Raw genomic sequence first — 15,868 nt, forward strand, 5'->3', positions numbered from 1 at the left:
CCTGCTGATTGCCCCTGACGGGGCCGGTTCATTAATAGCCGCGCTGACGATCCACCCTGCCCTGCGGCGGCTCGCCTGCCTGGTCCTGGGTGATGGCGCGGGCGATGTAGTCGATAGCTTCGTCGATCAAGGTTACCGCCGCATTATGGGGCGTGATCGTGACGCGCGGATGTGACCAGAGCGGATGCGCTTCGGGCAGCGGTTCAACCTGAAAGACATCCAGCGCCGCTGCTTTCAGCTGCCCGCTATTGAGCGCGGCCAGCAGATCTTCTTCCACCACCTGCGCGCCACGCGCGATGTTAAGGAAGAAAGCGCCGTGCGGCAGCCGCTGTAAAAAGTGGTGGTCGATAAGATTAATGGTTTCTTGCGTGCTCGGCAGCAGGTTGATCACCACCCGCGTCTCCTTCAGAAAGGCAGGCAATGCATCGCGACCGGCAAAGCTGGTCACGCCATCAATTTCTTTGGGCGAGCGGCTCCAGACGCGTAACGGGAATCCCCAGGGTTTAAGGCTTTCCGCCACACTCTGGCCCAGCACGCCCGCCCCCAGGATGCCGATAGTAAAGTTTTCACGCGTGTAAGCGGGCAGTGGCTGCCAGCACTGTTGCTGCTGCTGGAGACGGTAATCGTCAAAACGACGGAACCAGCTCAGTACGCTATGAACCGCATACTCCTGCATCTGCCGCGCCATGCCGGTATCTTCCAGCCGGTACAGTGGCACGCTGTCGGGCAGCATCTCGGGGTTCTGCTGCAGCTGTTTCAGAATCTCGTCCACGCCTGCCCCCAGCGCAAAGACGCCGCGCAGGGTGGCGCGTCCCTGCAGCATTTCTGTGGGGGGCGAACGGACCAGCGCGTAATCAGCCGGACCACTATCGCCTGGCTGCCAGGCACGCACCCGCGCCTGGGGCAGACGCTGTTGTAAACCGTTAATCCAGGCCGCTGCAGACTGCGACGGGTGATACCAGATGATCTCCATCCTGCTCTCCTTTTTTTCTTTCAGCGTCAGGGAAAAGCGTGGTGAGAGCAAGAAAAAACCAGCGTAATAAAGCGGTTTTTTCCATAAAAATAATTCCCGTGGCTTCACATTTCCGGCTCGCTTCAGGGTGAAGTGGTCAGATAAGGTCTAAAGTTGGTCCTGTGGTCAATGCGTTACGCGCGGCCGCGTTTCGGACAAGGAGAAAAACCGATGACAAAAATTGAGGTAAACGCCGCTCCACGGCGTCAGCGTTATGCGCCCTTTCTGCTCACGTTGCTGCTGAGCGTACCCGCCTTCACTGCCCAGGCCGACGACAACAGTCGCATGCTGAATAATCAGCCGCAGCCGCCTGACGTTCGTTTAGGACCGCTGTTTAATGCCGTGCAACAGGCGAAGTTCTATCCCGATCAAAAGACCTTTGCGGATGCGGTGCCGAAATTCGATCCCGCCTCAATTCTTGCCGACTGGCAGATGCAGAAGAAACAGCGCAATTTCGATCTTAAGCGTTTTGTGGATGCCAACTTTACCCTGCCCGCGGCCGGTGACAAATATGTGCCACCAGCCGGACAAAACCTGCGTGACCACATTGATGGCCTGTGGCCGGTGCTGACGCGCACCACCAGCAGCGCCGGTCAGTATGACTCGCTGCTGCCGTTGCCCAAACCCTATGTGGTGCCAGGCGGGCGCTTCCGTGAAGTCTATTACTGGGACAGCTACTTCACCATGCTGGGGCTGGCCGAGAGCGGACACTGGGATAAAGTGCAGGATATGGTGGATAACTTCGCCTCGCTGCTCGACCGCTATGGCCACATTCCCAACGGCAACCGCAGCTACTATCTGAGCCGGTCACAGCCGCCGTTCTTCAGCCTGATGGTCGATCTGCTGGCGACGCACGATAACGGCAAAGCCTATACCCGTTATCTGCCGCAGCTGCAGAAAGAGTATGACTACTGGATGGCAGACAGCGATAAAGTCGTGGCGGGCGCAGCCAGCAAGCGTGTGATTAAGCTGGCGGACGGCAGCCTGCTCAACCGCTACTGGGATGCGCGCGACGTGCCACGTACAGAATCCTGGATGGATGACATTGCCACCGCCCAGAAAGCGCCGCAGAGGAATAAAGCCGAACTCTACCGGGAGCTGCGTTCCGGTGCGGCGTCGGGCTGGGATTTCAGTTCGCGCTGGTTTACCGATGCGCATAACCTGTCGACAATTCGTACCACGCAGCTGGCCCCGGTTGACCTCAACAGCCTGCTGTTCCATCTGGAGCAGACCCTGTCAAAAGGCTATCAGATGAACAAGCAGAGCGATCTGGCGAAGCAGTTTGCCGATCGCGCGGAGAAACGCCAGGCGGCGATCAACCGCTATCTGTGGGACAGCAAGCAGAACTGGTACGCCGATTATGACTGGCAGAAAAAGCAGGTCCATCCTCAGCTGACTGCTGCCGCGCTGTTCCCGCTCTATCTGCAGGTCGCCAGCGATAAGCAGGCTGAAAGCACCGCCAGCGCAGTGGAAAAACAGCTGCTGAAACCTGGCGGTCTGGTGACCACCACCGTGAACAACGGTCAGCAATGGGATGCACCCAATGGCTGGGCACCGCTGCAGTGGGTTGCTGTGGAAGGTCTGGAGCACTACAACCAGCCAAAACTGGCGAAAGAGGTGGGATTACGCTTCCTGCAAAACGTTCAGAACACCTATGACCGTGAGCATAAGCTGGTGGAGAAATATGTCGTTGATGGCAAAAATCTCGGCGGCGGCGGTGGCGGTGAATATCCGCTGCAGGATGGCTTCGGCTGGACCAACGGCGTCACGCTGAAACTGCTGGATAAGTACTGCCCGAAAGATAAAACCTGTAACAGCGCCCACGATATTCCGCAGGCGTCTGCCTCACAACCTTAATCCTCTCTGGATACCTCTGGCCTTGCCGGGGGTATCCCCACTTCATTTCCGCGAATTTTACTTGACCTTCTTTCATCAACAGGCAAAATTGCAGCCAATTTACAAAAGGTAATAATTCTCATTATGATAATGAGATTGCCTATCAAAGCTTTTATTCACCTGCCTGAACCTTTGCCAAGAAAGGAATTTTGATGAAACTGTCATTGTCGCTGAAAGGTTATGTTCCCCTATGCACCCTGGCGCTGACCGCGCCTGCTCTGAGTTATGCTGCCGATATGGTGGTAACCGCGCAACCGCAGGAAGATTCGACCTCGCCGACCCAGGGCTATCTGGCGACGACCAGCCAGGGCGCAACCAAAAGCGATCGTCCGCTGATCACCACGCCGCAATCGATTTCCGTGGTTACCCGCCAGCAGATGCAGGATCAGGGCGCACTGACCCTGAATCAGGCGCTGGGCTATAGTTCCGGCGTCTTCACCAACTTCGGCGGTGCCGCGACGCGTTACGACACTATTTCGCTACGCGGCTTCCATGGCGGCGATACCGATAATACCTTCCTCGACGGCATGCGACTGATGAGCGACGGTGGCAGTTACAATGTATTGCAGGTCGATAACGCCTTCCTTGAGCGCATCGACGTGATCAAAGGCCCCTCTTCTGCGCTCTATGGTCAGACGGTGCCGGGCGGACTGGTGAACATGGTCACCAAGCGTCCTCAGTTCAGCGAAGAGGGTCACATCCAGTTGCAGGCGGGCAGCAACGCCACCACCGGCACGATATTTGACTACACCAATGCCATCAACGATCAGTGGGCGTTTCGCCTGACCGGCGTGACCCGCAACAGCGATACCCAGTACGATCACACCCGCGAAGAGAAATATGCACTGATGCCGCAGCTGATGTGGCAGCCGGACGAAGATACACATCTAATCCTGAAAGCCTATCTGCAGAAGGATCCGTCGGGCGGTTATCACGGTTCGGTACCGGGTGACGGCAGCCTCACCGAACACAACGGCTACAAGCTGAGCAACGGCTTTTATGAGGGCAACAGCGATCTCGATCAGTTCAAGCGTCGCGAGCAGATCTACAGCTTCGATTTCGCCCATCGCTTCAACGACGTCTGGTCATTTTACTCGACCGGCAGCTACAGCCACTCGAATGTCGATCTCGATCAGGTCTATCAGGTTGGCTGGGATGAAAATAATCCCGACCTGCTGAACCGTTCTTACTCCGGTGAGCGCTCGTCGCTCTCTGCCTGGTCCACCGATAACCGCTTACAGGCGGAGTTCGACACCGGTGAACTGGAGCACCGCGTCACCCTGGGTGCCGAGTATCATCGTTACAAAAATGAGATCAACGCGGCGGGCGGTTCAGCCAGTCAGCTCAATGCCCTGACCGGCGAGCAGGTAGGCGACATGCCGGATTACACCTGGGCCGATAAAACCCGTCGCTACTATCAGACCGGCCTCTATCTGCAGGATGAGATGAAGCTGGATCGCTGGCATCTGGATCTCTCCGGTCGTTATGACCGCATCGTCGCCAATAACAGCGGCAATGAGCGTCGTCAGGATGATCACATCAGCGGACGCGCTGCGCTGCTCTATGCCTTCGACAACGGCATCTCGCCTTATGTGAGCTGGAGCCAGGCAATTACCCCGACCGCGCTCACCGATTCCAACAATAACCTGCTGAAGCCCACCACCGCGGAGCAGTATGAAGCCGGGGTGAAATATCAGCCGGTCGGCACCCGCGATCTCTATAGCGTTGCGGTCTATGACCTGACGCAGAAAGATGTGGCGAACCGGGAAGCACCGACGCCGTTCTTTACCCCTTCGGGCAAAGTGCATTCACAGGGCATTGAGCTGGAAGCGCGTAATCAGTTAACCCCGCGTCTGAGCACCGTGGCGAGCTATACGCTGAATCATCTGCGCTTTAAAGAGTCGGTGGATGGCAACGACGGACATACGCCATATGTCACACCCAACAGCATGGCTGCACTCTGGGGTCACTATCAGTTTGATTACGGTCTGAGTGCGGGTGCGGGCGTGCGTTACATCGGCAAACAGTGGGCGGACAATGAAAACACCACCCGTGTGCCGTCTGTGACGTTGTTTGATGCGTCAGTGCGGGCCGATCTCGGCGTCTGGAACAGCAGCCTGAAAGGTGCCTGGGTGCAGGTCAACGCCAATAATCTGACCGACCGCACCTATGTGGCAGGCTGTTACGGTACGGGCTTCTGCTACTGGGGCGCGGAACGCAGCGTGATGGCGACAGTCGGTTACGACTTCTGATAGCAAAATAAGAGATAAAAAAAGGGGACGAATCGCTTCGTCCCCTTTTTCTTTTAAACCTTTACGGTCAACTGCGTACTTTGCGGTAGATAAACAGCACCACGATGGCACCGATAACAGCGACCACAAAACTTCCGAAGTTAAACCCATCGACGCGGCCGAAGCCAAACAGCGTACTGATCCAGCCACCCACTACTGCACCGATAATACCCAGAACGATAGTCAGAATGAAACCGCCACCGTCTTTACCCGGCATAATCCACTTCGCCAGAATACCTGCGATTAAGCCAAAGACGACCCAGGAAATAATACCCATCTGTTGCTCCTTCCTTTTTTGATTAAATCGTGAACGCCTGATTAATCAAGCGGTTTACCGCGATAAGTATAACCAGCTTTTCAAAAAATGCCTGCCTGCTCACAGTTATTATTGATGAATAGCATGCTAAAGCTTTTTTTAGCCGCGCCGATAACCGAGACGAGGCAAAAAAACCGCATCAATAAAGTAACCCCCTTGTGGAGCAGGACGTGAAAGAAGCCGACCAGGAACAATATCTAAAACGTGGCACGCTGGCGGTTCTTGGCGTTATGAAAGATCTGCTGCGATTGCAGACGCCATTACTGGTGCGCTTTCCGCGTGGGCAGTTTATCAGCCGGATGCTGGCTGCCGATGAAGATCACCTGCTGTTTGACCTCGGCAGTAATAATCTGGATAACGATTATGCCCTGACCAGCGACGATCTCAGTATCACTGCGGAAACCTACGGCGCTAAGGTGGAATTCAGCCTCGCCGCGCTGGAAATCGTGGAGTTTGAAGGGTTACCCGCTTTCAGCGCGCCGCTGCCAGGCCTGCTGTGGCAGATCCAGCGACGTGAGTTTTTCCGGGTCTGCGCCCCGCTGGAGCCGCAGTTCTGGTGTCATACCGTGTGGCCCGATGGCAGGAAAACGCGCCTGCGTCTGCAGGATCTGTCGCTGGGCGGTATCGGCGTGCTGGTCGATGAAGCGCTGCCGGACGGGTTGCAGGACGGTGACAGTTTCAATTCGTTCCGGGTCGAGCTGGGCGAGTATGGCCATTTTGACGTGCCGGTAAAGCTGCTGAGCATTGGCGAGCGCAGCGTGGTGACCGGCAAAAATGAAACCCGCATCACACCGCGACTGAGCTTTCGTTTTGCCACGCTGAACCCGGCGCAGGAGCGGCAGCTTCAGCAGATTATTTTTGCCCTTGAGCGCCTGGCTCGCGATAAATCGACCCGATTCCAGTAACCGCTTTACGGATGCGCCACACAGGTGGGCCGCATCCAGGCTATGCTTCTTGCTTGTTTTCTTTTAAACCGGAACCCAGCAAGGAGACCCTCCCCAATGGAAAACTGGCTCTCTTCACGTCGTTTTCACTCCCTCTTTTTTAATCAGGAACTCTGGCTAAACAGCGCCATCGTGGTGGTGTCCACGCTGGTGATTTACTGGATATTACGTACTCTGATTCGCTTTATCTCCAACCGGATTGCCCTTTACAGCGAACATCGTCATGTTCGCGCCACTGCGATTCTGGTGGAGATATTGCGCAGTACCAGCCAGACCCTGCTGCTGATCTTTTCGCTGCTGATTGCCCTGAAGTTTGTCGATCTGCCCGCGTCGTGGAGTGTAACCATCGCGCACGGCTGGTTCCTGGCGCTGATTGTGCAGCTCGCTCTGTGGCTCGACTGTGGCATCCGGCTATGGCTGAAAAGTCTGCTGCGTGACCCGCTGCACGTGCGCAACCCGGTCACTACGGTGATCCTCGGGATTCTGCTGCGGGTGGTGGTCTGGATCATGATGTTCCTGGCCATTCTGTCGAACATGGGCATCAACATTACCGCACTGGTCACCAGCCTTGGGGTTGGTGGTATCGCGATTGCGCTGGCGATTCAGACCGTACTGAGCGATGTGTTTGCTTCACTGGCGATAGGCTTTGATAAGCCGTTTGAGCATGGCGATTTTATTGTCTTTGGTGACATTGCCGGTTCCATTGAGCATATCGGCCTGAAAACCACCCGACTGCGCAGCCTGAGCGGCGAGCAGATTGTCTGCTCAAATACCATTCTGTTGCAGCAGACGATCCACAACTATAAGCGTATGCAGCAGCGCCGCATCGTCTTTAAGTTTGGTATCAGCTATGCCACGCCGTCAGAGCAGGTCCGGGAGATCAGCCCGCTGGTGAAAGAGATTATCCAGGGCGTTGAGACCACCCGTTTTGACCGCGCCCACTTCCTGGCCTTTGAGGATTCAAAACTGACCTTCGAAGTGGTCTATTTTGTGCTGGATGCGGATTACAACAAGTACATGGATATTCAGCAGGAGATTAACCTGCAACTGATGGCAGCACTGGAAGAGCGAAATATCCGCTTCGCCTTCCCGATTCGTCAGGTGGAGTTCAGCGGCGGCAATCTGCCACCGGTGGATCTGGTTGCGGTACAGAATGATGATGACGAGGTGCGCAGAATGGCGCGCTAAACCAGTGCCCGCCTTTCTTTTCAGGCGTGGCGCGCATACAAGCCGGTGCGGGCGGAATCGTGACCGCACCGGCTGCTTCATCCCCTGCATTCAGCCGTTCCGCCTTACCGCTTACTGATGCCGGTAGCAGCTCACGCCGAGATACTCACTGAACGCTTCCTGCAGCACACCAGCCGTGGCAGAGTGGTTCATCGCCACATGATGCTCAAAGCCGTTACGGCAGATCCACGCCAGCAGTGTCTCCAGTTGCGGCACCTGGATCACCGCACGGCAACCTACCGTGTCCAGCGGATCGGTGACCGACATTCCCTCTCCCACATAGGCTTTGATTTCGCCGCTGAAGTCGTCGGTAGAGAGGCGGAAATAGGTCAGATCGCCCTGCTTCATGCGGCCATGCACTGCGCCACAGGTGTTCTCTTTGCCCACGGTGGTGCCGATGATATCCGCCGTGCCCATGGTCGCTGACTCCAGGCTGGCGCTGGCGAAATTACCGCAGTGAAACAGCACACATTTGTCCCGCTCGTCGCCAAAGTTGTTGTTCCAGTCTGCCAGCGAGGCGGGGTTCAGCGAGCAACTGGCGAGCGCATACATCGACAGCGCCCCCATCACATCCACTTCGCAGGCGCTGGGCATCAGCTGGCCCGACATCACGCTCATGATTGAGCAGACGTTAATGCCCAGGTTCTCCTGCAACGACGTCCAGCACTGGATGGCGGTGGTATCGATATCGTTGTCGCTGATCCACTCGCTGATCACCACAAACAGTTTGGCCATGGTCACCAGTTTGTCACCCGGAATCCCCCGCGCATCGGCGTTGGCCTCCAGGATTTCACGCTTCTCTGCCACGCGGATATCGTCATCGCGCAGCCGGTTGGTGCGGGTAAAGATCTCCGATAAATCCAGGGTCTCCACCGCGATGCCCATCTTCTCCAGCAGCTTTTCGCTGTAGCGCACGGTGTTGAATCCGGCGGGCCGGGCACCAATTGCCCCGACGCGTACCCGGCGCATGGCATTCACCACCCGACAGAGCTGGCTGAACCGCTGCAGATCCTGCATAAACACGTCGCCGCTCAGGGCGCAGACGTGCTGGCGGGTCAGCGTAAACGGGATGCCATATTGCCGCAGGTTGTTGCAGAGCGAAATTTTGCCGCAGAAGCTGTCGCGGCGGGTCGCCAGTCCCATTTTATCCAGATTGTCCTCTTCGGCCTGCACCAGCACCGGCACGTTCAGCCCGGCGAGACGCAGCGCTTCCGCGATGGCTTTTTCATCACCAAAGTTAGGCAGCAGCACCACAATGCCGTGAATCGCTTCGCGGTGCTGACGAAACAGCGCGGCGCAGGTTTTCGCCTCCTGACGCGTCTCGACGCCGCCCAGGTTGGTCTGGGTCTCATCCAGCATCACCGTATTAATGTTCATCTTTTCAAACAGCGCGACCGCCTGCTGGCGCGCCTCGCCCACCAGATAGCTGGGAAAAAAACCCCGGTTGCCAATAATGACGCCGAAGGTTAACTGCTGAGGAAGTGTTGACATGGCTCTGCTCCGGATAAGGATTAATGTGGCTGATAACGACAGCGTGCAACGGCGTCAATCCAGCCTTTATAGTTTTCCTGCATACGCTGCGCGTGCTCTTCACGCGGCATGATGACGCTGCCGCCCTGCAGCGCCTGCATATCACTGCCCTGCTGCCACCATCCCAGCACTTTGCCTGCCAGCAGTGCCGCGCCCAGCGCGGAGACCTCGGCGGTAGGCACCCGCTGCAACGGCCGCTGTAACACATCCGCCTGTAACTGCATCAGCCAGCTATTTTCGGTGGCGCTGCCATCCACACAGAGCGCCGGAAGCTGCTGGCCGCTGGCCTGCTCCATGGCAAAAAAGACGTCGGCGATTTGCCAGACGATCGACTCCAGCGCCACCCGCGCCAGCACGGCGGGTGTGGCGGCATCCGTCAGTCCGCACACCATGCCGCGCGCCTGCAGATCCCACCAGGGCGCGCCCAGGCCAGAGAGCGCCGGGACAAAATAGATGCCCTGATTATCGTCGCAGCGCTGCGCCATCGCGGTGAGCTCGCGCGGCTCCTGCACGCCGAGCATTCTGCCCAGCCAGGCGGCACCGGAACCGGTGTGGGTAATGTTGCCTTCAAAGGCATAACGCAGCGTGCCGTCGTGCCAGGCCACGGTGGTGCTGAGGCCATTTTCCGTCAGCAGCGGCGTCGCCATGGACATCATCAGTGAAGATCCGGTGCCGTAGGTGGCTTTCACCACTTCAGACTCGCCGCGCCGCTGCGCCTGTAAGGCGGCATGAGAGTCGCCGATGCGCGCCAGAATCGGCGTGCCTGGCGCTAAGCCGGGAATATCACTCACCGCGACCACGCCCTGTTCACTGGCTGAGGCGGTGATGCGCGGCAGCGCGGCGCGCGGCAGCTGAAACAGCGTCAGCAGCTCGTCGTCCCAGTCATTAAGATGCAGGCTGTAGAGTTGAGTACGGGAGGCGTTAGCATGATCGGTAATAAATACCTCGCCGGCGCTGAGCTGCCAGCTGAGCCAGCTGTCGACCGTGCCGATACAGAGCTCACCCGCCGCCGCCCGCGCCGCGCCGTCAGGAATGGCGGCCAGCATCCCGGTCAGCTTGGCGGCCGGAAACATCGGGTCAACGGCCAGGCCGGTCAAACCGGTGATGCGAGGTGCTTTGCCCGCCTGATGCAGGTCGCGACAGAGTGACTCGGATCGTCGATCCTGCCAGCTCACCAGCGGCGTCAGCGGCTTGCCGTCACGCCGCTGCCAGATCAGCACCGACTCGCGCTGATTACTGATCGCCACAGCCGCGACAGGCGCGCCACCACAGGCTGCCAGGCAATGGGTAATGGCCTCTTTTACCGCCTGCCAGATCGCCACAGGGTCCTGCTCAGCCAGTCCCGGCTGCGGGTGTTGCAGGGTTAAGCTCTGGCTGCCGCGTGCCACCACACGGCCATCGCGATCAACCGCAATCGCTTTAGCATTGGTAGTGCCTTCGTCGATCGCCAGAATCAGGGGTCCCACCATGTTTATGCTCCTGCGCAGATGCGCGCTGCACTGTTCACCACGCTACTGGCATCAATGCCATGATGGGCGCGGGTAGAGGCGCGATCGCCGGCAATCGCATATTCCCCATCTGCAATGCCGAGCCGCAACAGCGGGATGCCGCAGCCGCCTTCCGCCAGCACTTCGGCCACCAGGCTGCCGACACCGCCATTAACGTTATGCTCCTCTACGGTAATCACCGCTGGGTAGTGATTTAACAGGTTGCGCAGCTGTTGGGTATCACAAGGTCGAATCGATGGAACCGCGATCACACCGGCTGAAATGCCCTGCTCAGCCAGTTGCTCAGCAGCGTGAACCACCTCGTGAACCGTTGAGCCCATCGCCACCAGTGCGATGTCGCTGCCTTCACGCAACAGGTCGATCGCGCCCGGCCTGAACTGATAGCTTTCCGCGTGCAGCTGCGGCAGATCTTTGCCATCCAGACGGATATAGACCGGCCCGACATGCTCAAGGGCGTAATCGATGATCTGACGGCACTCCAGCGGGCAGGAAGGCGCATAGATCTCGATGTTGCCGAAACCGCGCATCACCGCAATGTCATCAATGCTGTGATGGGTACTGGCTAACGGGCCATAGCTGGTCCCGGCATTCAGCCCGAACAGTTTGACGTTGGTGTTGTTATAGCAGACGTCGACTTTTACCTGCTCATTGGCGCGTGACACCAGAAATGGCGCGGCGTTACAGGTCACTGCGACCTTGCCGCCCAGCGCCAGACCGGCCGCCGTGCCCACCAGCGTCTGCTCAGCGATGCCGACGTTAATCAGCCGGTCGGGAAAGGCCTTGATAAAGGGGGCGATTTTGGCCGTCGACGTGGAGTCCGCTACCACCGGCACCAGATCCACACCGCGATTCACCGCGTCGATAAAGGCCGTGACCATGACGCTTGCTAAATGTTGTGCATTACTCATCTTTCAGTTCCTCCAGTGCCAGTGCGATCTCTTCGCCTTTCGGCACCCGGTGATGCCATTCCGCCTTGCTCTGGATAAAGGAGACGCCAAATCCCTTCTCGGTATGCGCCACAATCACCTGCGGTTTGCCGTTCTTCGGCAGGTTTTCAATGGTGTCGACCACCGCCGCCATATCATTGCCGTTGCATTCGGTGACCTCCAGCCCGAAGGCGCGCCATTTTTCCGGCAGCGGATCGGTGTTCATGATGTCGCGGGTCGCGCCCGCCAGTTGCAGCTTGTTTTTGTCATTGATGATGATCAGGTTGTCGAGGCCGTAATGCGCCGCCACCAGCGCCGCCTCCCAGTTGCTGCCTTCAGCCAGTTCACCATCGCCGGTCACCACAAAGATGCGGCGCGGGCTGTTATCTTTTTTCGCCGCGATAGCGATGCCCACCGCCACCGGCAGGCCGTGACCCAGCGCGCCGGTGTTCAGCTCAACGCCCGGCGTTTTCTGCCGTACCGGATGGCCGGGCAGATGCGAGTCGGCATGCTGGTAGGTTGCCAGCCAGTCGGTCGGGAAGTAGCCCGCTTCCGCCAGCACGCAGTAATAGCCCCCCACCGCATGCCCTTTGGACTGGATATAGATGTCACGCTGATCGTCGTCTGTACGATCCGGTGCGCAGTTCAGAATGCGGAAGTAGAGCGCGGTGAGGATCTCTACCTGTGACAGGTCAGCGCCGGTATGACCGCCTGCCGGGCTGCCCGCGTTAAGCTGGATGATGCGGCGGCGGATTGCCCGCGCCCGGCGCTCAAGGTCATCGACCGGAAGATTGAAAGGATTCATACACTACCTCTGAATTTTAAATCGGTTATGAATATATATTCACGTCGGTTAAAAAATTTTGTGCCTGAAAAAAGGGGCTAATAAACTAAACCGCCCTTTGTTCACTACTCTGCCCATTAAACCGGGCAGGCCGTCCGCTGCCAGGAATCACTCAGCGGCACCCGCTGTCCGGTTCAACGCACTTTCCCGTCAGGGTTTTGCCGGTGTCCCCTCCTCGATTAACGCTTTCTGAGCCACCACGGCCGCCTTCTGCTGCATCCGGCTCTGTGTCTGGTCGATGATCACCGCGATGATAATCACGATGCCTTTGATCACCATCTGCCAGAATTCACTGACACCCATCATGATCAGGCCATCCGCCAGAAAGCCGATGACGAACGCACCAATCAGCGTGCCGAGGATGGTGCCGCGTCCGCCCGCCAGCGACGTACCACCCAGCACCACGGCGGCAATGGCATTCATCTCAAATGCGGTGCCGTTAGCCGGATGGCTGGCGACCAGTTGCGATGAGACCACGATGCCAGCAATCGCCGCGCAGAATCCTGACAGGGTGTAGACCAGAATTTTTACCTGCCGGGTTTTCACACCCGACAGTTCAGCGGCACGTTCATTGTCTCCGATGGCATAGACCTGACGGCCAAACGGCAGGCGACGGGCGATGTAGGCGATCACCAGCGCCAGCAGCACCATCATCCAGATGGCGTAAGGCAGCCCCAGAAAGGTTCCGGCACCAATCCGATCGAAACCGGTATTGCCCAGCAGCGGATTCCCCTGCAGACCAGGAAAGGTCTCGCCGCCGGAGGTGAGCATCGCCGCGCCGCGCAGGATATACATGGTGCCGAGGGTGCAGATAAAGGGTGCCACGTTGTAGCGGGTAATGATCCAGCCGTTGCCCGCGCCAATCAGCGCGCCGATCAGCAGCACCACCGGCACAATCACCCAGACGCTGGGAAAAATAGCGATGCCAAACATCGGCAGCACAATGCCTTTGGTAATCAGCCAGCCGGCGATCATGCCGCACAGTCCCAGCGTCGCCCCAATCGACAGGTCAATTCCCGCCGTGATAATGACAAAGGTGATGCCCAGCGCCAGAAAGGCGTTGATGGCGATATGTTTCACCATGATCACCAGGCTGCCGGTGGCGAGAAAGTCCGGCACGGTGATGGCGAAGAAGCCGACGATCAGAATCAGCGCAATAAAAGTGCGCAGCTTCAGAAGCAGCAGCAGAATGCTTTCACGTGAACTGAACGCCTTAGCCGGAAGTGTGGTCAGCGCGACACTGTCATTGCTTTTCATGCTCAGAACCCCTGCGCACTTGCTTTCACCAGCGCTGCTTCTTCCGCCTGGTCGCGGGGAAGATCAGCCGTAAGTTTGCCGCCCGACATCACCAGGATGCGATCGGCTACCGCCATAATCTCTTTCAGGTCCGAGGTGGAGAACAGTACTGCAATGCCCTGCTGCGATAGCGCCACCATCATGCGAAATACCTCTGCTTTTGCACCGACATCAATGCCGCGACTCGGCTCATCCAGCAGCAGCAGACGCGGATTGGTCAGCAGCGCACGGCCAATCACCACTTTCTGCTGGTTGCCACCACTCAGCGCGCTGATGGCCACGTCCGGCGAGGAGATTTTGATCGCCAGGTTGCCCACCGTCTGGCTTACCGCCTGCTGCTCCGCCTGATGGGCAATGGCAAAGCGATGCGACAGACGCCGCCACAGGCTGGCGATGGTGAGATTACTGGCGACCGATGACACCGGGAAAATCCCGGCGCGTTTGCGATCTTCCGGCACCAGACTCATGCCCATGCGGATACGGTCGGCGGTGGGCAGACGGGTCGGCAGCGGTTTGCTGTCGAGCCACAGCTTGCCCAGATAGTGGCGCTGACTGCCAAGCAGACACTCAAACAGCTCGGTGCGGCCTGCGCCCATCAGCCCGTAAATCCCGACAATTTCCCCGGCCCGCACCTGAAAACTGACGTCATCCACCAGGGTATTGCCGTTTGGGCTGACGCAGGTAATGTGCTGCGCCTCCAGCACCGGCGCGCCAAACTCACGCGCTTCCGGCAGGAAGGTGGTGACCGGTTCACTGCCCAGCATCTCACGCACGATCCACGGCACATCGATGCTGCTGACCGGCGCTTCGGCCTGAAAGCGCCCGTCGCGCAGAATGGTGATCACGTCGCCAATTGCCATCAGCTCTTCCAGCCGGTGGGAGATGTAAATCACGGTAACGCCCTGCTGCGTCAGGTCGCGGATCACACGGAACAGGATCTCCACTTCGGTTTTGCTCAGCGCCGAGGTCGGCTCGTCGAGGATCAGGATGTCCGCATCTTCCGCCAGCGCTTTGGCAATCTCGACCAGCTGCTGCTGACCCACTTTGAGATTACCGACCCGCTCATGGGGTGAAATCGGCTGATCCAGGCGCGCCATCAGCGCGGCGGTGCGGCGAGCCTGCTCCGCCTCGTTGATCGGGGCCAGGCCGCGCTGGATCTCCCGGCCAAGAAACAGGTTTTCAGCCACCGTCAGGTTCTCAAACAGATTCAGCTCCTGGTGCACCATGCCGATGCCGTGCCGGGCGGCGTCGCGGGTGCTGCTCAGCGTCAGCGGCTCGCCATTCAGGAACAGCGAACCGGCCGTGGGCTGCTGTACCCCGGCCAGAATTTTCATCAGGGTCGATTTGCCCGCCCCATTCTCACCGATGATGACGTTAACTTTGCCGCGCCAGACCCGATAGTCGACGCGATCCAGCGCCAGCGTGCCGGGAAACAGCATCGATATCTGTTCGGCCCGCAGAATAATCTCATCGTCCATCAGGGCGTCCCCCGCTTCAGCTCAACCGCTACCACATCTTCAACGCTGTTCTGCCCGATGGTTACGGCCAGCAGCGCCTGCACCGGCTGGTTGACCCAGCTGGCATCCAGCGGTGGCAGTTGCTTCACCGCGTGACGGTTCAGCGCCCGGGTCAGCTGGGCGTACTGCACCTGATTAGTAAACTCTTCGAAACGGAATCCGGCGGCATCCCGGATAGCGTTACTGCGCAGTACCGGCCCGACACTGACCGCCACCGGCTTGCCGTTAATCATCAGCGTCAGCGTGCGTTCACGCGGGTTACTCTCATCAAAGGCGCTGGCTGTCCCACCGGCTCGCACGAAGACGCTTTCGCGCCCGCCGGGTTTGACCGTCTGACTTTTCGCCTCCATGTCGGCCCAGCTCAGCGCATGGCTGTTCGCGGTGGTCATCACGCGCGGCTGCCAGGTCTCTTCCGCAATCTGCTGCGGTGTCTGGGTGGTATAGCTGGGTTTCGCGTGCGGATCCTTCGGCAGGATCGGCTTACCGTCCGCATCCAGATCCACCACGGTGCAGGCGCTGAGTAGCGCCATACCGGTCAATACCGCCAGCATCCGTTTCATG

General features: G+C 58.4%; 13 protein-coding genes. 4 read left to right on the forward strand and 9 right to left on the reverse strand.

Annotation, left to right across the window (positions count from 1 at the left end):
• Nucleotides 1-31: 31 nt before the first annotated feature.
• Nucleotides 32-973, reverse strand: a complete 942-nt coding sequence (gene ghrA / locus NR201_RS02780; protein WP_256849358.1) for a glyoxylate/hydroxypyruvate reductase GhrA — start codon at nucleotides 971-973, stop codon at nucleotides 32-34.
• Nucleotides 974-1,183: 210 nt separating this feature from the next.
• On the opposite strand from ghrA, the gene treA reads away from it, so the two are divergent.
• Both treA and NR201_RS02790 read left to right on the forward strand, forming a co-directional pair.
• A complete protein-coding gene (gene treA / locus NR201_RS02785) occupies nucleotides 1,184-2,869 on the forward strand; it encodes an alpha,alpha-trehalase TreA (RefSeq protein ID WP_089414304.1) in 1,686 nt (561 codons plus the stop codon).
• 191 nt (nucleotides 2,870-3,060) lie between these two features.
• On the forward strand, nucleotides 3,061-5,160 hold the full coding sequence (locus NR201_RS02790) for a TonB-dependent siderophore receptor (protein WP_187491712.1): 2,100 nt from the start codon (nucleotides 3,061-3,063) through the stop codon (nucleotides 5,158-5,160).
• A 67-nt stretch (nucleotides 5,161-5,227) separates the two neighbouring features.
• Here NR201_RS02790 and NR201_RS02795 read toward each other — a convergent pair whose 3' ends face one another.
• Nucleotides 5,228-5,476: a GlsB/YeaQ/YmgE family stress response membrane protein gene (locus NR201_RS02795; RefSeq protein ID WP_010246168.1), complete on the reverse strand. Its 249-nt coding sequence runs from the start codon at nucleotides 5,474-5,476 to the stop codon at nucleotides 5,228-5,230.
• A gap of 209 nt (nucleotides 5,477-5,685) precedes the next feature.
• Between NR201_RS02795 and NR201_RS02800 the strand changes: the two genes are divergently transcribed.
• Together NR201_RS02800 and NR201_RS02805 are read left to right on the forward strand one after the other, a co-directional pair.
• Nucleotides 5,686-6,420: a flagellar brake protein gene (locus tag NR201_RS02800; RefSeq protein WP_022625830.1), complete on the forward strand. Its 735-nt coding sequence runs from the start codon at nucleotides 5,686-5,688 to the stop codon at nucleotides 6,418-6,420.
• 96 nt (nucleotides 6,421-6,516) lie between these two features.
• Nucleotides 6,517-7,647: a mechanosensitive ion channel family protein gene (locus NR201_RS02805; RefSeq protein ID WP_256849359.1), complete on the forward strand. Its 1,131-nt coding sequence runs from the start codon at nucleotides 6,517-6,519 to the stop codon at nucleotides 7,645-7,647.
• Nucleotides 7,648-7,758: 111 nt separating this feature from the next.
• Here NR201_RS02805 and NR201_RS02810 read toward each other — a convergent pair whose 3' ends face one another.
• The 7 genes from NR201_RS02810 to NR201_RS02840 form a co-directional block, all read right to left on the reverse strand.
• The gene (locus tag NR201_RS02810; RefSeq protein WP_010246177.1) at nucleotides 7,759-9,177 is read right to left on the reverse strand and encodes an L-fucose/L-arabinose isomerase family protein; all 1,419 of its coding nucleotides are present in this window, start codon (nucleotides 9,175-9,177) and stop codon (nucleotides 7,759-7,761) included.
• Between the two features lie 20 nt (nucleotides 9,178-9,197).
• Nucleotides 9,198-10,685, reverse strand: coding sequence for an FGGY family carbohydrate kinase (locus NR201_RS02815; RefSeq protein ID WP_010669882.1), 1,488 nt, complete (start codon nucleotides 10,683-10,685; stop codon nucleotides 9,198-9,200).
• Nucleotides 10,686-10,687: 2 nt separating this feature from the next.
• Entirely contained in the window at nucleotides 10,688-11,632 is a 945-nt protein-coding gene (locus tag NR201_RS02820; protein WP_010246183.1) for a transketolase family protein, read from the reverse strand.
• Nucleotides 11,625-12,455: a transketolase gene (locus tag NR201_RS02825; RefSeq protein ID WP_010246187.1), complete on the reverse strand. Its 831-nt coding sequence runs from the start codon at nucleotides 12,453-12,455 to the stop codon at nucleotides 11,625-11,627. Before NR201_RS02825 ends, NR201_RS02820 begins: the two co-directional genes overlap by 8 nt.
• A 189-nt stretch (nucleotides 12,456-12,644) precedes the next feature.
• A complete protein-coding gene (locus NR201_RS02830) occupies nucleotides 12,645-13,751 on the reverse strand; it encodes an ABC transporter permease (protein WP_010669880.1) in 1,107 nt (368 codons plus the stop codon).
• Nucleotides 13,752-13,753: 2 nt separating this feature from the next.
• Nucleotides 13,754-15,268, reverse strand: a complete 1,515-nt coding sequence (locus NR201_RS02835) for a sugar ABC transporter ATP-binding protein (protein WP_022625834.1) — start codon at nucleotides 15,266-15,268, stop codon at nucleotides 13,754-13,756.
• The gene (locus NR201_RS02840; protein WP_033771476.1) at nucleotides 15,268-15,867 is read right to left on the reverse strand and encodes a DUF2291 family protein; all 600 of its coding nucleotides are present in this window, start codon (nucleotides 15,865-15,867) and stop codon (nucleotides 15,268-15,270) included. Before NR201_RS02840 ends, NR201_RS02835 begins: the two co-directional genes overlap by 1 nt.
• Between the last annotated feature and the right edge of the window lies 1 nt (nucleotide 15,868).

Origin of the sequence: Pantoea sp. Fr-CA_6, from assembly GCF_024520895.1 — a bacterium.
In the GTDB taxonomy this organism is placed as follows: domain Bacteria; phylum Pseudomonadota; class Gammaproteobacteria; order Enterobacterales; family Enterobacteriaceae; genus Pantoea; species Pantoea agglomerans.